The 19,180-nt window shown below is 65.7% G+C and carries 21 protein-coding genes; 12 read left to right on the top strand and 9 right to left on the bottom strand.

Annotated elements, in window-relative coordinates; all coding sequences use genetic code 11:
* Positions 1–163 precede the first annotated feature (163 nt).
* The 3 genes from GGD66_RS37715 to GGD66_RS37705 form a co-directional block, all read right to left on the bottom strand.
* The gene (locus tag GGD66_RS37715; protein ID WP_183236842.1) at positions 164–2,212 is read right to left on the bottom strand and encodes an elongation factor G; all 2,049 of its coding nucleotides are present in this window, start codon (positions 2,210–2,212) and stop codon (positions 164–166) included.
* 209 nt (positions 2,213–2,421) lie between these two features.
* On the bottom strand, positions 2,422–2,901 hold the full coding sequence (locus GGD66_RS37710) for a DUF992 domain-containing protein (protein WP_018318295.1): 480 nt from the start codon (positions 2,899–2,901) through the stop codon (positions 2,422–2,424).
* 166 nt (positions 2,902–3,067) lie between these two features.
* Positions 3,068–4,270: a pyridoxal phosphate-dependent aminotransferase gene (locus GGD66_RS37705; protein ID WP_183261708.1), complete on the bottom strand. Its 1,203-nt coding sequence runs from the start codon at positions 4,268–4,270 to the stop codon at positions 3,068–3,070.
* Positions 4,271–4,516: 246 nt separating this feature from the next.
* Here GGD66_RS37705 and GGD66_RS37700 point away from each other — a divergent pair, with 246 nt between their 5' ends.
* The 7 genes from GGD66_RS37700 to GGD66_RS37670 all read left to right on the top strand — a co-directional run bounded on the left by GGD66_RS37700 (position 4,517) and on the right by GGD66_RS37670 (position 8,747).
* The gene (locus GGD66_RS37700) at positions 4,517–4,705 is read left to right on the top strand and encodes a hypothetical protein (protein ID WP_183261706.1); all 189 of its coding nucleotides are present in this window, start codon (positions 4,517–4,519) and stop codon (positions 4,703–4,705) included.
* 172 nt (positions 4,706–4,877) lie between these two features.
* Positions 4,878–5,528, top strand: a complete 651-nt coding sequence (locus GGD66_RS37695) for a glutathione S-transferase family protein (RefSeq protein ID WP_183261704.1) — start codon at positions 4,878–4,880, stop codon at positions 5,526–5,528.
* Positions 5,529–5,684: 156 nt separating this feature from the next.
* Positions 5,685–5,861, top strand: a complete 177-nt coding sequence (locus tag GGD66_RS37690) for a hypothetical protein (RefSeq protein WP_018318299.1) — start codon at positions 5,685–5,687, stop codon at positions 5,859–5,861.
* Between the two features lie 73 nt (positions 5,862–5,934).
* On the top strand, positions 5,935–6,090 hold the full coding sequence (locus GGD66_RS37685; RefSeq protein ID WP_092255007.1) for a hypothetical protein: 156 nt from the start codon (positions 5,935–5,937) through the stop codon (positions 6,088–6,090).
* Between the two features lie 129 nt (positions 6,091–6,219).
* Entirely contained in the window at positions 6,220–7,026 is an 807-nt protein-coding gene (locus tag GGD66_RS37680) for a PAS-domain containing protein (protein WP_183261701.1), read from the top strand.
* 71 nt (positions 7,027–7,097) lie between these two features.
* Positions 7,098–7,553: a GNAT family N-acetyltransferase gene (locus GGD66_RS37675; RefSeq protein WP_028140530.1), complete on the top strand. Its 456-nt coding sequence runs from the start codon at positions 7,098–7,100 to the stop codon at positions 7,551–7,553.
* Between the two features lie 252 nt (positions 7,554–7,805).
* Positions 7,806–8,747 carry an aldo/keto reductase gene (locus tag GGD66_RS37670; RefSeq protein WP_183261698.1) on the top strand — a complete coding sequence of 314 codons (942 nt, stop codon included), beginning with the start codon at positions 7,806–7,808 and terminating at the stop codon, positions 8,745–8,747.
* A gap of 74 nt (positions 8,748–8,821) precedes the next feature.
* Here the strand turns inward: GGD66_RS37670 and GGD66_RS37665 are convergent, their stop codons facing one another.
* The 3 genes from GGD66_RS37665 to GGD66_RS37655 all read right to left on the bottom strand — a co-directional run bounded on the left by GGD66_RS37665 (position 8,822) and on the right by GGD66_RS37655 (position 12,005).
* Positions 8,822–9,145 (bottom strand): antibiotic biosynthesis monooxygenase, encoded by a 324-nt coding sequence (locus GGD66_RS37665; protein WP_018318304.1) that lies wholly within the window; start codon positions 9,143–9,145, stop codon positions 8,822–8,824.
* 86 nt (positions 9,146–9,231) lie between these two features.
* Positions 9,232–10,446, bottom strand: a complete 1,215-nt coding sequence (locus GGD66_RS37660) for a DUF1501 domain-containing protein (RefSeq protein WP_183261696.1) — start codon at positions 10,444–10,446, stop codon at positions 9,232–9,234.
* A gap of 2 nt (positions 10,447–10,448) precedes the next feature.
* Positions 10,449–12,005 (bottom strand): DUF1800 family protein, encoded by a 1,557-nt coding sequence (locus tag GGD66_RS37655; RefSeq protein WP_183261695.1) that lies wholly within the window; start codon positions 12,003–12,005, stop codon positions 10,449–10,451.
* Between the two features lie 114 nt (positions 12,006–12,119).
* On the opposite strand from GGD66_RS37655, the gene GGD66_RS37650 reads away from it, so the two are divergent.
* Positions 12,120–12,317, top strand: a complete 198-nt coding sequence (locus GGD66_RS37650) for a cysteine-rich CWC family protein (RefSeq protein WP_183261693.1) — start codon at positions 12,120–12,122, stop codon at positions 12,315–12,317.
* Positions 12,318–12,408: 91 nt separating this feature from the next.
* Here the strand turns inward: GGD66_RS37650 and GGD66_RS37645 are convergent, their stop codons facing one another.
* From GGD66_RS37645 to GGD66_RS37635, 3 genes are all read right to left on the bottom strand, one after another.
* Entirely contained in the window at positions 12,409–13,107 is a 699-nt protein-coding gene (locus GGD66_RS37645) for a glutathione S-transferase family protein (protein WP_183261691.1), read from the bottom strand.
* Positions 13,108–13,224: 117 nt separating this feature from the next.
* A complete protein-coding gene (locus GGD66_RS37640) occupies positions 13,225–13,455 on the bottom strand; it encodes a hypothetical protein (RefSeq protein ID WP_183236832.1) in 231 nt (76 codons plus the stop codon).
* A complete protein-coding gene (locus GGD66_RS37635; protein ID WP_183261688.1) occupies positions 13,452–14,231 on the bottom strand; it encodes a sulfite exporter TauE/SafE family protein in 780 nt (259 codons plus the stop codon). The genes GGD66_RS37640 and GGD66_RS37635 overlap by 4 nt, the downstream gene beginning before the upstream one ends.
* 269 nt (positions 14,232–14,500) lie before the next feature.
* On the opposite strand from GGD66_RS37635, the gene GGD66_RS37630 reads away from it, so the two are divergent.
* From GGD66_RS37630 to uvrB, 4 genes are all read left to right on the top strand, one after another.
* On the top strand, positions 14,501–15,418 hold the full coding sequence (locus GGD66_RS37630) for a LysR substrate-binding domain-containing protein (protein ID WP_177237057.1): 918 nt from the start codon (positions 14,501–14,503) through the stop codon (positions 15,416–15,418).
* A gap of 102 nt (positions 15,419–15,520) precedes the next feature.
* Positions 15,521–15,745 (top strand): hypothetical protein, encoded by a 225-nt coding sequence (locus GGD66_RS37625; protein ID WP_018318312.1) that lies wholly within the window; start codon positions 15,521–15,523, stop codon positions 15,743–15,745.
* A 58-nt stretch (positions 15,746–15,803) separates the two neighbouring features.
* Positions 15,804–16,025 (top strand): hypothetical protein, encoded by a 222-nt coding sequence (locus tag GGD66_RS37620; RefSeq protein ID WP_018318313.1) that lies wholly within the window; start codon positions 15,804–15,806, stop codon positions 16,023–16,025.
* A gap of 93 nt (positions 16,026–16,118) precedes the next feature.
* Entirely contained in the window at positions 16,119–19,094 is a 2,976-nt protein-coding gene (gene uvrB, locus GGD66_RS37615; protein ID WP_183261686.1) for an excinuclease ABC subunit UvrB, read from the top strand.
* The last annotated feature ends 86 nt before the right edge of the window (positions 19,095–19,180 follow it).

Raw genomic sequence — 19,180 nt, 5'->3', positions numbered from 1 at the left:
AAGAATCCTGCCGCGGAACGACTCTCTGGATTGCTTCGCTTTTGCGGTTGGGGCGCGATCACTTGAAACGCCGCACGCGTAGAGACGGCCCCTCACCCACCCTCTCCCCGCGAAGAGCGGGGAGAGGGTGCGAGAGCGTGCGCCTCTGACTAAGCCAGCTTGATCACGCCGCGTGTTGATGCGCGGCGATGATCTGGTCGGCGGCACGGCCGGTGACTTCGGCCATGTGGTCGAACGTGCGGGTGAAGCTGCCGGCGCCGGCAGTAGCCGAGCGCAGCTCCACGATCAGTTCGCCGATCTCGGCTTCCGGCATCATCGCACGGACGCTGTCCCAGCCGCTCCAGCCGTCACGCGTGTCGAAGCCGAGGATCTGGCCGCGCCGCGCCGACAGGATCGCGTTGATCTTGGCGGTGGCGTCGGTCGGACAGACGATCTCGACCACGTGGATCGGCTCCAGCAGCACCGATTGACACTGCGGCAGGCCCTCGTTGAGTCCGATCCGCGCCGCCGTGCGGAAGGCGAGATCGGAAGAGTCGACACTGTGATAGGAGCCGTCGGTCAGCGTCACCTGCACATCGGTGACGGGGAAGCCGAGCGGACCGCGCGTCAATCCGTCGACGACGCCTTCTTCCACCGCGCCGATGTAGTTGCGCGGCACCGCGCCACCAACGACCTTCTCGGCGAACTTGAAGCCCTCGCCGCGCGGCAAAGGCCTGATGTCGAGCACGACGTCGCCGAACTGGCCGTGGCCGCCGGACTGCTTCTTGTGGCGACCGCGCTGGACGATCGGCTTGCGGATGGTCTCCTGATAGCCGATGGCCGGTGGATGCGAGGTGATCTTGACGCCGAAGCGGTCGCGCAGCCGCTCGCTGGCGACGCGCAAGTGCATCTCGCCCTGCCCCCACAGCACGGTGTCGTGGGTCTGGGCGTTCATCACGATGACGAGCGAGGGATCCTCCTCGTGCAGCCGCGTCAGCGCCTGGCCGAGCTTGACGTCGTCCTTGCGGTCGGTGGCCGCAACCGAGATCGCGAGCACCGGCGGCGTCGGCTCCGAGACCGCGAGCGCCGCTGGCGGGGTCTTGCCGCTCGAGACCGTGTCGCCGGTCTTGATCGGATCAACCTTGGCGAGCGCCACCGTGTCGCCGGCTTCGGCCGCGGCACGCTTGGTGTCGTAGGCGCCGTTGACGGCGAGGATGCCGGAGATGCGGCCCGCGCCTCCGGAAGCGGATTGCAGCGTGGCGCCGTCGTCGAGATGGCCGGCGAGCAGCCGCGTCAATGACAGTTTGCCGCCATGCTGCGAATGCAGTGTCTTGAACACGAAGCCGAGCGCGTCCCTGGTCTCGGGCACACCGAGACGTTTTGCGGTCTCCGCAATGCCCGGCGCCTCGTGACGCAGCGCCTTCATCAAACGCAGCACGCCGTTCTCGCGCGCGGCAGCGCCCAGCAGCACCGGGCAGATCAGTCCCTCGCGCAGTTCGCGGGCGAGATCGTCGAACACGGCATCGCGCGGCGGCTGGATGTCCTCGAGCAGTTGCTCCATCAGCGCATCGTCGTGATCGGCGAGCTTCTCCAGCATCGAGAAGCGGGCTTCCTTCTCGCGGTCGAGATTGCCGCCTTCGAGCGCGACCACCTCGGAGGCCTTGTGCTCGCGATAGATGAAGGCGCGCTCCAGCGCGAGATCGACGAAGCCCTCGATCAGCTCGTCCTTCCAGATCGGGATCTGGCGCAGCACCAGCGGCACGCGGGAGGCGGGCTGCAGCATTGCGAGCGACTCGCGGATGCGCTGGCTCGCGCGGTCGATCTTGTTGAGGAACAGGAAACGCGGGATCTTCAGCTCCTCCAGCTCGCGCAGGATGATCTGAAGCTGCGGCAGCTTCTTCTCGTCGGCCTCGCAGACCACGATCGCGGCATCGACCGCGGGCAGCGCGGCGCGCATGTCGTGGGCAAACTCGACGGAACCGGGACAATCCAGGAAGGTGTAGCTGTCGCCCATGAAACTCGTGGTGGCGGCAGTGAGCCCGACGGTCATCTTGTGATGACGGGCCTCGGGCGCAGCGTCGCCGACGGAAGTTCCGGCGTCGACACTGCCGGCACGCGGGATTGCGCCCGTTCGCGCCAGTATTGCTTCGAGAAGTGTGGTTTTACCGCTTTGGAAAGGGCCCACCAGCGCGATGCACCGTGGACCTCGGGGACTTCTGACGTCTTGTCCCATTCGCCGCCTCCTTGGTGTGGAGCTCGGCCCATGATTGGGTCGGCAACCGCAGATGCTCTGCCCGTCCCCGAGATTTGGCAAGCATCAAACGTCGCTGCGGTGCGTCGTCGGCTGGATTAGGTCTTAACGCGACGAGTACGGCTGTCGGCTGCGTGTTCCACCTCTCCCCGGCGGGAAGAGGTGAAAGCAGCAAACACCGTCGTCGGGCGTCAACGGCCCGGACGAAGTTCCAGGCTCTCGAGGCCGGCGGCAATGTTGAGGCCGACCTGTCCCTGCACGCTGAGCGGTTGGAGCGCGATCGAATTGTTGGAGCCGCCGACCAGCACGTTGCCTCCCAAGCCGACACCGACCGAGGCGCTGCCCTGCGCGCCGGCATAATTGCCGGAGAGGTCGCCCGGGCCGAGCCGGTCGACGGGTGCGAACACACCCCACGCCAAAGCCGTCTCCTGGGTGATGCCGATGTCGAGACCGACTTTGCGGATGGTCGCGACGTAACGATCGTCGGGCAGACCGTCGGCGCGCAGCACGCAGCCGAGATGGGTCACCGATCCCACGATGAAGCCGACGCTGGCGCCGCCGCGGCATTCGAGCACGCCCACCCGCGCCATCCGCTGCTGTGCACTGCCGCCCACGCTAGAGGCAACGAGGCTGGCGGCGGCGAGCCCGGCGAAGATGAACGAACGGCGCATAAAAATATCTCCGGCGATGAAGGGATGCGAGCAGAGAGCGCCCCACTCGCTTTGCGCGTCTATGCCACAACAGGCGTGGCCGTGCCAGATCGTGCAGAGGGATTGGCGTGCAAACAACAAAAAGGCCCGCCGAGGCGGGCCTTTCCGATCGTTCATCGCGACGCGATCAGCGCAAATTACCGCAGAAGCGCTGGATGCGCTTGCAGGCGTCTTCGAGATCCGAGGTCTTGGTCGCGTAGGAGATGCGGAAGGCCGGGCCAAGGCCGAAGGCTGAACCCTGCACCACCGCGACGCCTTCGGTCTCAAGGAGCTCGGTGACGAAGGTCTCGTCATTGTCGATCACCGTGCCGGACGGCGCGGTCTTGCCGATCGTGCCGGCGCAGGACGGATAGACGTAGAAGGCGCCTTCGGGACGCGGGCATTCGATGCCCTTGGCCTGGTTGAGCATGGAGACGACGAGGTCGCGCCGCTCCTTGAACACCTTGTTGTTGGCGGGGATGAAGTCCTGCGGACCGTTCAGAGCTTCCACCGCGGCCCATTGCGCAATCGAGGACGGGTTCGAGGTCGACTGCGACTGGATCGTCGACATCGCCTTGATCAGCTGCGCGGGGCCACCGGCATAGCCGATGCGCCAGCCGGTCATGCAATAGGCCTTCGACACGCCGTTCACGGTGAGCGTGCGGTCGTAAAGTTTCGGCTCGACCTGCGCGACCGTGGTGAACTGGAAGTCGTCATAGACGAGATGCTCGTACATATCGTCGGTCATCACCCACACATGGGGATGCTTCACCAGCACGTCCGTGAGGGCCTTCAGTTCCGAACGCGTGTAGGCGGCTCCCGTCGGGTTCGATGGCGAGCACAGGATCACCCATTTGGTCTTCGGCGTGATCGCGCGCTCGAGCGCCTCGGCCTGGAGCTTGAAGCCGGTCGCAGCGGTGCAGACCACCGGCACCGGCTCGCCGCCGGCGAGCGCCACCATCTCAGGGTAGCTGACCCAGTACGGCGCGGGAATGATCACCTCGTCGCCCGGATTGATGGTCGCCATCAGCGCGTTGTACAGCACCTGCTTGCCGCCGGTGCCGACGATGATCTGGTTCGGCTTGTAGGCAACGCCGTTCTCGCGCTGAAACTTGGCGATGATGGCTTCCTTCAGCTCGGGAATGCCGTCGACCGCGGTGTACTTGGTCTTGCCGGCCTCGATGGCGCGGATCGCAGCCAGCTTGATGTTGGCGGGCGTGTCGAAGTCGGGCTCGCCGGCACCGAGACCCATGACGTTGCGGCCCGCCGCTTTCAGCGCGCGTGCTTTATCCGTGACCGCGATGGTCGCGGACGGCTTCACACGGTCGAGCGCAGCGGCAAGGAAGGACATCGTCATCTCCTGACAAGCGTCGAAAAGCCCTAGGCCTCACGACTCTGATTGTGGGAATGAGTTACCCTAAAACGTGTGCCGCTGCGCCGCAAGAAACTTCGGCCCGATCTCGGAAAAACTTGCGGATTTGGAGCGGTTCAAGCCGCGATTTCCAGCAATTTTCCGCAACTTTACCGCGCGAATCGCTCATATCCCGGAAGGCTTGTCCTCGGAGCAATTTTGCGTGTTGCGTGCTGAAGCGCCGTCATGGCCGGGCATAGCCGTCCGAACGACGGCGTCGCTTCTGCTCGCCTGTTTCCCGGCCATCCACGCCTCGCCCCCGGCACGAAGAACGTCGATGCCCGGCGCACTGGATTGATGACGGCGCTCTCCCCCAATCGCTCGCCCTGCGCACAATCGCGCGAGCCAAGCGCGCGCATGCTGACGCAAGCGTGATCTGATTTGCATCGTCGCGCGGAAATGATCTTCCGCAGCGCTGCAGTGCGGTAGGGATTTCGAGTTTTTCTATTGGCCGGCCCTTGCGGCGGATTCGCATCGGCATCATTGTTTAGCCGCCTCGCGTGGCGACGAGCGCAGTGCCTCCCCGTCTTCCGGAATCATTCTCAGAATGTACAAGCTCTATTCGATGCAACGCTCCGGCAACAGCTACAAGGTCCGCCTTGCGCTGGCGCTGCTCAACGTGCCCTACGAAGCGATCGAGGTGGACATTCTGCGCGGCGAGAGCCGCACGCCGGACTTTCTGACCAAGAACCCGTCGGGACAGGTGCCGCTGCTCGAGGTCGGCGACGACCGCTTTCTTGCCGAGTCCAACGCCATCCTCTGGTACGTCGCCGTCGGCACCCCGCTCGCGCCCGAGAACCGCATCGACCGCGCCGAGGCGCTGCAATGGATGTTCTTCGAGCAGCACGCGCTGGAGCCGAACATCGGCGCCGCCTATTTCTGGCTGTCGCTGGTCAAGGGTGGGCGCGACCTCCAGACCCATTCGCTGGAGGACTGGATGGAGCGCGGCTATGGCGCGCTCCAGGTGATGGAGAACCACCTCAAGACCAACGCCTATTTCGCCGCGCGCCAGCTCACGGTCGCCGACATCGCGTTGTACGGCTACACCCACCTCGCCGACCGCTGCGACTTCGACCTCCAGGCCTTCCCGGCGATCCGCGACTGGCTGAAGCGGGTGGAAGCTGCGCCGGGCTTCGTGTCGATGGACTGGCGGCCGGTCGACGTCGACGACCCCGCCAGCATTGCAGCCGGCGCCTGAGCGCGCCCCTGCCCTCCCGCGAATAGCGGGTACAAAGGTGACGTTCGCCGCAATCCCGCCATTTTCCGCGCGATAGCCGCCGCAATATTGCCGGTTGAAACTGGGAAATTGTGGAAAGTCGCGGGTGATTCGCTCGCGCGTTGAAGGATTTAGACCATGATACGGGCGTCCGGCACGGCAGGCTTTCAGGGCCATCCCGCTACCGTAGCGTCTTCCCGGCTGACCAACGCGGTCGCGGCCTCGCTCGCCGTCGCCGCGCTCTCGCTGTGCCTGATCGTCACCCTGACGGTGCTGTCGACCAAGGCGACCATGGCGATGGGCCTGCCGGTCTGATTCCCGTTTCATCCTGGTCCAGCCTTCAAGGCGCCGTGTGCTCCGCGCCTTCAGGCATCGCGACGGGACGTCGATGAAATCACCTGTGGTAGTCGTTGCAATCACACTGACTGCGGCCATTTTGGTCGCGGCGTCGCTGTTGATTGTCGTCACGCGCAAGGGCCCGGGGATTTCGACGCTGAATGCGCCGGCGCTGCAACAGCCCCTCAAGCACGCCCACTTGGTCTAAAATCATCCGAAAACCAGAAGCTTGCACGCAAGCGGACCTTAAACACACCGCAGGAAAACGTATCGCGGTGACGCAACGATCAGCCAGTGTTGCGACGTTACCTCGGTTCGGGAGGAGCGAGACGGGTCCATGCGGTTCGGATGGCGTGCGATCTCCGGTCCGGCGCTGACGGCAGCAGCCCTGCTGCTGACGATGCACTTCGATCGCTTCATCCCCTCGCCCGCGCCGCTGCTCGTGGGCATCGTGGCGCTCGCCGGCGCACTGTCGGGTCTCGCCTCCGCCATCGCCAGCGCGGCCGTCGCGGTGATCGGCGCGGCGCTGCTCCTCCTCGGCCGCCACGGCGTTTCCGGCGCCACCAGTGCCGATCTGGTCCAGTTCGGCCTCATGGCGATCACGGCTGCCGCCACCGCCGGCATCACCGGACTGATGCGCGAGCGGCTGCTCGGTACGGTCGCGGCCGAACGGCAGAGCCACGCCACGGCCGCGCGGCTGTCGGCCGCGCTCGATCAGGTCGATATCGGCATCGTGCTGCTCGATGCCGAGACGCGGGCCGAATTCATCAACCGCGCCTTCCGCGACTATTTTGCGGTGCCGGACGAGATCGCCGACGGCAAGCCGCCCTTCATCGCGCTGATGTATCACAGCCGCGACACCGGCGCGTTCGAGCTGCCCGAAGACGAGCTCGGCACCTTCATCGCCCAGCGCATGGAGATGGTGCGGATCGGCGATGCCACGCCGATCAACATCGCCTTGCGCAACGGCGAGGTGCTGCGCTTCGTCTGCAACGCCCTGCCCGATGGCGGACGTATGCTGAGCTATACGCCGGTGACCGATCTCGTGCGCCACACCGATGCGCCCTCGCGCGCCGACTACTACCGCTCGCTGCGCGATCCCACGGGCCGCAGGCTGATCCGGCATCTGCGCGCCGCGGAGTGATGCGACTGGCGATTGATCGGCACGCCCGTCATCACGTATGAAGGACGTCCCATCGATCGCAGGAAATCCACATGTCGCTCACCATTCGCGCCGTCACCAGGCAGGACTACGATCAATGGCTGCCGCTGTGGGACGGCTATAACGCCTTCTACGGCCGCTCCGGCCCGACCGCGCTGGCGGGCGAGATCACTGCGATGACGTGGCAGCGTTTCTTCGATGCCTATGAGCCGGTGCATGGATTGGTCGCCGAGAGCGACGGCAAGCTGCTCGGCATGACGAACTACCTGTTTCATCGCAGCACCACCGCGATCGAGCCGTCCTGCTATCTGCAGGACCTGTTCACGCTGGAAGCCGCGCGCGGCAAAGGCGTCGCCTCGGCGCTGATCCACGGCGTGTATGAGCGGGCGAAACTGGCGGGATCGCCGCGCGTCTATTGGCAGACGCACGAGACCAATCTCACGGCACAGCGCTTGTATGACAAGGTCGCGGAGCGTTCCGGTTTCATCGTCTATCGCAAGCTGTTCTGATCCCCATCCGCAGCCTGTGGATAACTCCCGCTGTCACCCCCGCGTAACATAGCGGGACTACGCTGTGCCTGCGTCTGATCTGGCCCCCCGTCACCGATCAAGCGCCCCAAGCGGTCCCCGTCAGTCGCCGCGTCTGACAGGGGCCGCATTTTTTTGTCCGCCTTGTCAGCATGGCAGCAGCGCGGCGCGCGCCTTGCTGCTGTGGCGCACGATGGTCACAATGCGTGGCTGCTCTCTCTGACAGGATCTCCCATGGAAATTCGCAATCTCGGCGCCTCCGGCCTTCGCGTGTCCGCGGTCGGGCTCGGCTGCAACAATTTCGGCCAGCGCACGGATCTGGAGACCTCGCGGAAGGTGATCCATCGCGCGCTCGATCTCGGCATCACGCTGTTCGACACCGCCGACATCTATTCGAACATGGGCGGCTCGGAGACCGTGCTCGGTGCTGTGCTGGGCGACCGCCGCAAGGACATCGTGCTGGCGACGAAATATTCCAAGCCGATGGCGGAGGACGGAACCAAGCAGGGCGCCTCGCGCCGCTACATCATGGACGCCGTCGAAGCGAGCCTGAAGCGGCTGAAGACCGATTACATCGATCTCTACCAGCAGCACGACTATGACCCGCTGACGCCGATCGAGGAGAGCCTGCGCGCACTCGACGATCTCGTCCGCCAGGGCAAGGTTCGCTACATCGGCAATTCGAACTTTCCGGCCTGGCGCGTCGCGGAAGCCGAGTACGTCGCGCGCGCGATGAATGTCAGCCGCTTCGTGTCGTGCCAGGACGAATACTCGCTCGTCGTGCGCGACATCGAAAAGGACCTGCTGCCGGCAGCAACGGAATACAAGCTTGGCCTGTTGCCGTTTTTCCCGCTCGCAAGCGGCCTCCTGACCGGCAAATACCGGAAGGGCGAAGCCGCGCCTGATGATACCCGCTTCGGCAAGGTGGAGCGGCTGCGCGACCGCTACGTCACGCCGCGCAACGAGAATATCGTCGAGAAGCTCCAGGCCTTCGCCAAGGCCCGCGGCCACAGCATGCTCGAGCTCGCCTTCTCCTGGCTCGCCGCCCGCCCGCAAGTATCAAGCGTGATTGCCGGCGCCACCCGCATCGAGCAGATCGAGCAGAACGTCAAGGCGATCGCCTGGCAGCTCAGCGCGGAGGAGATGGCGGAGATCGACAGGATCACGCTGGGCTAGAGCATGATCCGGAAAAGTGCGCAGCGGTTTTCCGGAAAGATCATGCTCAGACAAACAAAGGCCGGCGCGGCGCGCTACTTCGCGCCGCGTCCCACGGTCTGCATCACCTCGAAGCCCTCGAACTGGGGATGGCCGAGATAGAGCGGCTTGTTGTCGCCTGCCTTGTGGTGCGCGGCGCGAAATGCTTCGGACTTGGTCCAGGCCTCGAACGCGGCATGGTTCGCCCACACGGTGTGCGAGGCATAGAGCGTGTGGTCCTCGAGCTCGGGTCCGCGCAGCAGATGGAATTCGACGAAGCCCGGCACCTTGTCCAGATGCGTATCGCGGCCGAGCCAGACCTGCTCGAAAGCGGCCTCGGAGCCCTTGGCGACACGGAAGCGATTCATGGCGATGTACATGGGGATGGTTCTCCTGATGTTGCACCATTATCTCGTCATTCCGGGATGCGCCGCAAGGCGCAGGCCCGGAATGACGGCGCGTGGGGTTAGGCGACCAATCCCTTCATCGGCCGTACTCCCGCACTATCCGGGAACACCGTCTCGGCCAGCACGCGATCGGACAGGCCGAACTGGCCCTGCAGCACGCCCTTGATCACGGAGCGCAGATCGGTGGTCGGCTTGAGATCGCGAGCTTCATACAAGTTCGCGAGCTTGAGGCCCGGCCATTCGGAGATCACGCGTCCGCCTTTCACGGCGCCGCCGGCGAGCAGCGCGATCGTGCCGGTGCCGTGATCGGTGCCATCGGTGCCATTGATGCGCGCGGTGCGGCCGAACTCCGTGGCGACGACGACGACGGTGTCGCGCCAGCGCTCCCCCAAACCGCTTTGGAATTCGGCGAGCGCGCCATCGAGCCCGCCGAGCAGGAAGGCGAGACGCCCCACGGGGCCGCCTTCATTGGCATGGGTGTCCCAGCCATCGAAGGCGAGCGCGGCGATGCGCGGGCCATCGTCCGCGGCCATCAGCTTGGCCGCGCCGCGCGCGACCTGGCGCATCTGCGCCACCGCATTGCCGGCTTTCGGCTTCATGTCGTCTCCGCTCGCGGCCTTGTCGAGCTGAAGGCCTTGCGACAAGGCCATCGCCAGTGCGGGATCGCGATGACGGTAGAGATCGACGAGGCGCATCGCGGTGTCGTCATCGGCCTGCGGCAGCGCCACCGGGGCCCAGCCGACGGTCGGCGCGTTGCCGCGCAGCACCAGCGGCGTAGTGGGCCCGACTGCAAGAGCGCTCGATACGCGCTCGCCGCGCGGCAGCGCTTCGAGGGCGCGGTTGAGCCAGCCGGACTGCACGCGGCCCGGTCCGGCATAGCCGCTTTCGAGCACGTCCTGGCCGTCGAAATGCGAGCGGTCGCGATAAGGCGTCGCCACGGCATGGATCACCGCGGCATGCTGGTCGCGATACATGCGCGCAAATTCCGGCATCGCCGGATGCAGCGCGAAGAAGGAATCCAGCATGATCGCGGGATGCGCGCCGTCAGAAGTGAGCGCGATCGAGCCGTGCAGGCCGGCATAATCGGGATCGCCGATCGGCGCGACGGTCGCAAGACCGTCGAGCGCGCCGCGCAGGATCACCACGATCAGCCGGGGATCGCGCCCATCGGCCGCGCGCGCGAATTTCGGCAAATAAGCCCAGGCCGCGAACGAGGTGCCGCCGAGCAGGAGACTGCGGCGCGAGGTGAGCAGCCGGTTCTCGGTGCAGTCCATCGTCACCTCCTCTGCATTTCCGGCGACATCAAGAGCAGCGCCAGCGCCTGCTGGCGCGACTCCGCGCGCTCGATGGTCCGCCGCGTTTCGATGGAGGCCGCATCCGCCGCTGCGAATTCCAGCAGATCCAGCGGATCGATGTTGGGCCCGAGCCGTGCGCCCATCTGCGCGGCGATATCGAGCCTGAGCTTCATGCCCTCAGGCGCGGCCCATGCGGCGCTGGTATCGGGGAAACCATTGGGGCCGGCCGGCGACCACAGCGGCTGTCCCAGCAGGTTGAGATTGTTCAGATAGGCGCCTGGATCCTCCGGCACGCGCGCGAGCAGGCGGCCGCTCGCGACCAGGAAATCATAGGGCGAGCGCATCTTGGTCAGCGGCGCCTTCCACGCCTCGTCGGAATCGACCAGCGCCGTGGCAAGCGCCTTGAGGTCGCCGTCGGTCTTGACGAAGATTTCGCGCAGCCGCGCCACCAATCCCGGCGGCGGATCGTCGGCGACGAAATGGCGGACGAACTTGGTGGCGATGAAATTCGCGGTCGACGGATGGCGCGCGATGTCAGCGAGCGCGGCTTCGCCTTGCGCAAGGCCCGTCGCCTCGTAGCTCTTGCCGAGCAACATCTGCGCGCCGGGCTGGTGCGCATTGGTGTTGAACACGAAGGAGCCGGGTGTGCCGAGCTGCCCCTGCCTTCCGGCAAAGGTCCAGCCGGTGATGATCCGCGCGAGCGAGGTGACGTCCTCCTGCGTGTAGCCGCCACCGACGCCGAGCGTGTGCAGCTCCATGATCTCGCGCGCGAGATTTTCGTTCAGGCCGCGCTTGCGGTTCTGGCCTGCGCGCGAATCCGGGCCGAGCGATTGCTGGTTGTCGAGGAAGAACAGCATCGCCGGATGCTGCTCGACCGCTTTCAGCATGTCGGCGAAGCGCCCGAGCACATGCGGCCTGATCGCCTCGCGCTCGAACGCGCCGGCCCAGATCCGCGCCAGCTCGCCCTTGGTCGCGGAAATGCAGAAATGGTTGGACCAGAACGCGACGAGACGCTCGGTGAAGCCGCAGGTGGCCAGCGTCGCGCGCTGCAGGCGCGCCAGCGCTTCGCTGCGGAAGGTCTTCTGGATGACGTTGAGCGGCTGCGGGGCCGGCTTGGCCGCCGGCGGTGCAGCCGCATTGGGCTGCATCGCGTCCGGCTTTGCCGCATTGTCCGCCGGCTTGGCTTCCGTCATCTGGCCGGCGACTTCCGTTGCTGCCGCATTCAGCGAGAGATTGCGGCGGAGCCCGGGCTTCGGTTCACTCGGCGCAGGCGGCTGCGTCTCGGCGGGCGCGGCGGCCTTCGCCGCTTCGCGCGCCTGCCTGACCTGATCCTGATAGGCGAAGACGGCCTGCCCGAGTTGCTGGGTCGATTGCAGACCGGGCGCCTCCAGCAACACCCCACTCGCACGGACCAGCTCTGCCTTCACGAAACCGCGAGGATCGGAGGCTGCGTTGATGAGATCGCCCGAGGCGCCGCCGCGGGCGCCGAAGCCAAAACGGTTGAGCGCGACGAGCGCGGCTTGCGAATCGCGGGCCATCGATTTGTCCTTCGCGTGTCGGGAGCCGCTTTCGGAGTCCGCGCGCGACGCCTAATATACCGCAGCGACCGATGAACCCGACATGAAAATCACGGCGAAGCTTCGACGTAAATCATGACAAATCCGAAAGAATCCGCATCGCCGGAACCGCGCCGCCTCGCCTGCGCGCGCTGCGGCACCGAGTTCGGCTGCGACCTCTCGGGCACCTGCTGGTGCGCGGAGGAAACCGCGAAGCTGCCGATGCCGGTCGAAGGGGAAGACTGCCTGTGCCGGGAGTGCTTGCGCAAGGCGGCGGCAACGGCAGTATCGTAGGGTGGGCAAAGCGCAGCGTGCCCACCATTTTCATTTGCGTGGGCACGGCGCTATGCGCCTTTGCCCACCCTACAAGATTCACCCGGCGAAGCTACACCTCATGCCCCGGCGATTTCCGCGCCATGCCGTCGAACGCATCGAGCAGCTTTTCGCGCCAGGCATATACCGGATCGTCCGTCTCGAGCAGCTTGAACGGGCTCACCACGCGCGCCCACTGGAAGCCGCCGAACACGATGTAGTCGGCGTAGTTCGGCGCCTCGCCGCCGAGATAGGGCTGCTTCTTCAACGTCTGGCGCATCACCTCGAGCGACTTGCGGAAGGCGACCACGCCGGTGTCGCGGCTTGCCATGACCTCTTCCAGGCTCTTGCCGCCGAAGCGCGCCTCGCGCGACTTGCGGAAATAGGCGGCATCGATCTCGGCGAGATTTTTCGGGATGTCGGCAACGATCAGCGGAAAGATGCCGCCGACCACGGCGATGTCGCCGAAGGCGTTGATCATGCGCGCCATGGCGCGGCCGCCCTCGCCGCCGAACAGCGACGGACGGTCCGGGAAATTGTCCTCGAGATAGGTCGCGATCGTCCAGGAGTCGACGACCGGTCTGTCATCGTGCAGCAGCACCGGAACCTTCTCCGACCCGTGCGGCGCAAGCGCGCTCTTCTCGGTGAAGCGCCAGGGCAGCGATTCCGCCGCGAGGCCCTTGTGCGCCAGCGCCATCCGCGTGCGCCAGCAATACGGGCTGAAGGGACGCGAGGCGTCGGTGCCGACGAGTTCGTAGAGTTTGAGTGACAAAGACGCCTCCACTGGCTCCGTCATTGCGAGGAGCTCTTGCGACAAAGCAATCCAGCCTGCCGCGCGGCGACATTCTGGATTGCTTCGCTTGCGCTCGCAATGACGATGTGGCGAGAGTTAGCGCCCGTTGGTTCGCAGCAATTTCTCGCCGCCCTCGGTGACCGCGATCACCAGCCCAAAACCGGGCAGCGTCTCGCGCGCGACGTAGCCGCGCTCAGTGGCATCTTCCCAGATGGTGAGGCGCGGGCACGAGGTCTTCCAGGTCGCGATCACTTCGGCATAGGCGCGCGGCTCGCGCGCGACCCATTCGACGAAGTCCAGCACCAGGGGATCGGCAGTCTCGTTCATTGCAAGCCTCCCTTGTCGAAGGCGGCCAGCACCGGCGTGCGAACCATGAGCCAGCCGCCATAGGCGATGTAGTAGCAGGCAATCGTGGTGATCAGCTTGTTCGACCAGGCCACGAATTGCTGGTCGGTCATCGCTTCGAGGATGCGCCGCGCCAGCGTGGTGCCGAGCATCGAGGCAATGATGGCGACGCCGGCGAGCACGGGATCGAGGCTCGCCGCCTGGTCGATGATGCCGCCGAAATAGACCAGTTTGGTGAAATGGCTGACGAGCTGGCACATCGCCTTGGTCGCGACCTTCTCGCGCCGGCCGAAATCGCCGCCGAGGAAGAACGTGTCGAGCAGTGGCCCCGACACGCCGGTCATCAGCATCAAGCCCATGCAGATCGTGCCATAAACGGTGCCCTGCCAGAGGCGGTCCGGATCCGGCTTGATGTTGGCGGGCAACAGCCGTGCCATGAACGGTGTAACGCCGAGCAGCAGCAGCGCCATCGGCTTATCAGGCACGTAGCGGGTGAGCGACCAGGCCGCCAGCGCGACAGCAGCGCCGACCATATAGTTCGCGACCGGCCGCCAGCGGATATGCGCGCGCCACAGAAATGCGCGCCAGCCGTTCGAGGCCATCTGCGTGATCGCATGCAGCACCATCGCGGTCGGCAGCGGCATCAGCGCCAGCAGCACGCCGATCAGGATCAGCCCGCCCGCCATGCCGAACAGCCCCGACAGGAACGCGGTGGCGACCATCAGCAATCCGAGGGCAGCGATCATGATGGGCGTCACGTGGGGAATCTCCGGTGGTGGCTCATCGTAAGGGACGCAGACTGCTTCACTCCCTCGCCCCGTTCTTACGGGGAGAGGGTGGGGTGAGGGGCCGCTTCCGCAATCACGGTGGTAGATGGACTCGCGGAGACTCCCCCTCACCCGCCGCGCTTTGCGCGTCGGCCTCTCCCCGCGCGCGGGGAGAGGCGAAGGAGAACGTGCCTCGCTTGCTCCTTCCGCGCAAACTGAGTTATCTTGGCCTGGCATCAGCTTTCCTGAGGGTTGGGCCTTTGCGGCGTCTGCTGTTTCTCAACGGCATCAAGGCATTCGAGGCGGCGGCGCGGACCGGCAGCTTTGCTGCGGCCGGGCTCGAGCTGAGCGTGTCGGCGGCCGCCGTCAGCCGCATGGTGCATCTCCTGGAAGAGCGGCTCGGCGTCGCGCTGTTCGAGCGCAAGGCCAATCGCCTGGTGCTGACGCAGCCCGGCCGCGCCTATCAAGGCGGCCTGACGCCGATCTTCGATGCGCTGGCTAGCCTCACCGCGCAGGTGACGGCGCCGGCAAGCGTCCGCGTGCTCACGATCGGCGTCGGCCACACCTTTGCGATGCGCTGGCTGATCCCGCGCCTGTCGGAGTTTCGCAGCGAAGAGCCCGACATCGAGGTGCGCTTTACCACTGGCGGCGCGTCGGTACCGTTCGGCGAGGATTGGAGCTGCGGCATCAAGCTCGGCACCGGCGACTGGCCTGGCCTGGTCGCCGAACCCCTGTTCGCTGGCGATCTCACGCCGGTCTGCGTGCCCCGTCTTGCGAGCGGCCTGAAGCGGCCGGCCGACCTGAAGGGACCGAGCCTGATCCGCGTCGAACATTCGCCGGAGGACTGGCCGATCTGGCTGAAAGCCGCGAACCTCACCCGCATCAATCCGCGCGGGCCGGAGTTCCAATTTTACGGCCAGGCACTGCAGGCCGCCGCCGACGGGCTCGGCATCGCCATGGGTATCCGCCCCTATATCGACGACGACCTTGCCGCCGGCCGGCTGGTCGCCCCGTTCGACCTCTCGGTGCCCAAGGGCATGCGCTGGTACCTGCTCTATCGCAGCTTTCAAACCGAGCATCGCGACTTTGCCGCGTTCCGCCGCTGGATCATGCGCGCGGCCTCGGAACCCGCCGCCCGCCCCGTCAAGCGGACGGGCCGTGTCGCCGCGCGGAACTGACGCCGGAGGCAAAAAAGCCTGCCGCTTGTGAACGACTTCACATTCCGGAATCCGCAAACGTGGTCCCCTGACCCTCCGAAAAGAAACGTGGGACCGACAAGAATGACGACCCTTTACGACGGCTTTGACATTGAATCCTTCGAGGCTGGCAAAGGCCTCTGGCACGCCCGCATCCGCCGCGCCGATCTCAGCCCCGTCGCCATCGACGGCGTGCTGTTTCCGGCGATGGAAGTCGGCTTCGCCTGGCCCGATCAGAACGCCGCGATCGCCGACGCCAAGCACCACATCGACCGCTTCCGCCGCCGGGCCGACAGCGACGACGAATAAGCGATCCGGACGGCAAGCGAACCAGGGGCAGCGCAGCGTCAAAGGGGGGAACCGGGTCATGTCAGTCATCGAAATCGAAGACACGCCGCGGCCGAGAATCTACGCCCGCAATGTGCTGTCCAACTGCCCGGAATGCCACGGCGATCTTTCGGTGCTCCGCGTGATCGGCGGCCGCGCGGGGTGCGAGTACTGGACCATGCGCTGCACCGATTGCGGCGGCATCCATCTCGACGTTCTCAAGCCATATCAGGCGGGTGACGACGACGGGCCGGCGGCGTGAGGCCGACCCCTGCTGCCAACCTGCTGTCAGCAGGCTGCATGAGGACGGTCATTCGCCCTTTATCGGGAGGCGGACTCATCCCATATTCGCCTCATGGCGAAGAAACCTGCATCCTCCGAAAAATCCGGCAAATCCCCCAAGACCAAGGCTCCGAACTCGAAGGCACATCGGCCTGATGTGCAGCCGATCGGGCCGGCGCTGGCCGAGCTGCTCAATCCCGCGATCAATCGCGGCGACGCCGGCCTTGGCTCGGGCACCGGGCTGCAGCCGCCGCCGGACAATTCGCGCGACCGCCGCTCCGGCGGCGAGGCTGCGGCGCATCGCGCGCGGGCCTCGACGCCGAAGGAGTTTCCGCAGGACAGTGCGCGGCCGATGCCGCTGCGGCCCAACCCGCAGCCGGCGGGCGCCCGGCAATCCAGCGAAATTGGCGGACTGGAAGAAGCGCCGCAGGCCAATTACGGAACCGCGGCCACGATCCCGACGCTCGATCCGGAACTGGCGCGGCAGCTCGGCCTGCCCACCGAGGAGGACGATGCCGAGGCGCTGGCGCGTCCGCCGCGCAGCAAGATGGAGGCGCTCGGCGTCAAGGCGACCGCGGATGCGCTGGAGGCGCTGATCCGCGAGGGCCGGCCGGAGTTCCGCAAGAACGACGGCTCAACCAAGGTGTGGACGCCGCACCGGCCGCCGCGGCCGGAAAAGTCCGAAGGCGGCGTGCGCTTCGAGATCAAATCGGAATACCAGCCCAAGGGCGACCAGCCGACCGCGATCGCCGAGCTGGTCGAAGGCGTCCAGCGCAACGACCGCACTCAAGTGCTGCTTGGCGTCACCGGCTCGGGCAAGACCTACACGATGGCGCAGGTGATCGAGAAGACGCAGCGCCCCGCGCTGATCCTGGCGCCGAACAAGACGCTCGCCGCCCAGCTCTATGGCGAGTTCAAGAACTTCTTCCCCGACAACGCCGTCGAGTATTTCGTCTCGTATTACGACTATTACCAGCCGGAAGCCTACGTTCCGCGCACCGACACCTATATCGAGAAGGACTCCTCGATCAACGAGCAGATCGACCGCATGCGCCACTCGGCGACGCGCGCGCTGCTCGAACGCGACGACGTCATCATCGTCGCCTCGGTGTCGTGCATCTACGGTATCGGCTCGGTCGAGACCTACACCGCGATGACCTTCGCACTGAAGAAGGGCGAGCGCATCGACCAGCGCCAGCTCATCGCCGACCTCGTCGCGCTCCAGTACAAGCGCACCCAGGCCGATTTCACCCGCGGCACGTTTCGCGTGCGCGGCGACGTCATCGACATTTTCCCGGCGCACTATGAAGACCGTGCCTGGCGCGTGAATTTGTTCGGCGACACCATCGAAAACATCGAGGAGTTCGATCCGCTCACCGGCCACAAGCAGGACGAGCTCGAATTCATCAAGATGTACGCCAACTCGCACTATGTGACGCCGCGCCCGACGCTGGTGCAGGCGATCAAGTCGATCAAGTTCGAATTGAAACAGCGGCTCGACCAGTTGAACGACCAGGGGCGCCTCTTGGAAGCGCAGCGGCTGGAGCAGCGCACCACCTTCGACCTCGAGATGATGGAGGCGACGGGCAGTTGCGCCGGCATCGAGAACTATTCGCGCTATCTCACGGGACGCCGCCCCGGCGAGCCGCCGCCGACGCTGTTCGAATACGTCCCCGACAACGCGCTGATCTTCGCCGACGAAAGCCACGTCACCATCCCGCAGATCGGCGCCATGTTCCGCGGCGACTTCCGCCGCAAGGCGACGCTGGCCGAATACGGCTTCCGCCTGCCCTCCTGCATGGACAACCGGCCCTTGCGCTTCGAGGAATGGGACATGATGCGGCCGCAGACCGTTGCGGTGTCGGCAACGCCGAGCGGCTGGGAGCTGAACGAGAGCGGCGGCGTGTTCGTCGAGCAGGTCATTCGCCCCACCGGGCTGATCGATCCGCCCGTCGATATTCGCCCGGCCCGCACCCAGGTCGACGATCTCGTCGGCGAGGTCCGCGCCACCGCGCAGGCCGGCTACCGCTCGTTGATCACGGTGCTGACGAAACGCATGGCGGAGGACCTCACCGAATATCTGCACGAGCAGGGCATTCGCGTCCGCTACATGCACTCGGATATCGACACCATCGAGCGGATCGAGATCATCCGCGATCTGCGCCTCGGTGCCTTCGACGCGCTGGTCGGCATCAACCTCTTGCGCGAAGGCCTCGACATTCCCGAATGCGCGCTCGTCGCGATCCTCGATGCCGACAAGGAAGGCTTTTTGCGCAGCGAGACCTCGCTGATCCAGACCATCGGCCGCGCCGCGCGCAACGTCGACGGCAAGGTGATCCTCTACGCCGATCAGATGACGGGATCGATGGAGCGCGCCATCGCCGAGACCAACCGCCGCCGCGAAAAGCAGGTCGAGTACAACACCGCCAACGGCATCACGCCGGAGAGCGTGAAGAAGCAGATCGGCGACATCCTCAACTCCGTCTACGAGCGCGACCACGTACTGATCGAGGTCGGCGGCCACGACATGACTGACGACGTCATCTCGATCGGCCACAACTTCGAAGCCGTGCTCGGCGATCTGGAGACGCGGATGCGCGAGGCCGCAGCCGATCTAAACTTCGAGGAAGCCGCGCGCCTGCGCGACGAAGTCAAGCGCCTGCGCGCCACCGAGCTCGCCGTGGTCGACGATCCCACCGCAAAACAGCGCACCGTCCAGGGCAAGGCCGGCGCCTATGCCGGCAGCAAGAAGTACGGCGACGCCGCCAACCTGCCTGTCAGCGCCATGAAAAAGAAGACCGTGGGCTCCGCACTGAAAGCGAGCGGCGGCGGAGGCGGCTCGAAGGTCCACAAGCCGCATCTCGACGAGATGCACGGCCCGGAATCGCTGCCCTACCGCGAGAACCAGACTCTGCCGTCAAAGCCGTTCGGAAGTACGAGCCGGATCATCCAGCCGACGGATTCAAGGCAATCCGGTCCGGAGTTCGGGCCGGCACCGAAGTCGACGGGGGGACAGCCGGGAAGACGGGGTGGGTGGAAGAAGAGGTAGGGCATCCTCGGCGAGCTCTCGTTTAAAATGCCCTACCAGTGTGGGTAGCTAACGCCTTTGTCGCGAGATGCGAATTGGCGATTGGG

Origin of the sequence: Bradyrhizobium sp. CIR48, assembly GCF_014198315.1 — a bacterium.
GTDB lineage: Bacteria > Pseudomonadota > Alphaproteobacteria > Rhizobiales > Xanthobacteraceae > Bradyrhizobium.
Note: the sequence above shows the minus strand (reverse complement) of the source record. Positions and strands in the feature narration are given on the sequence as shown.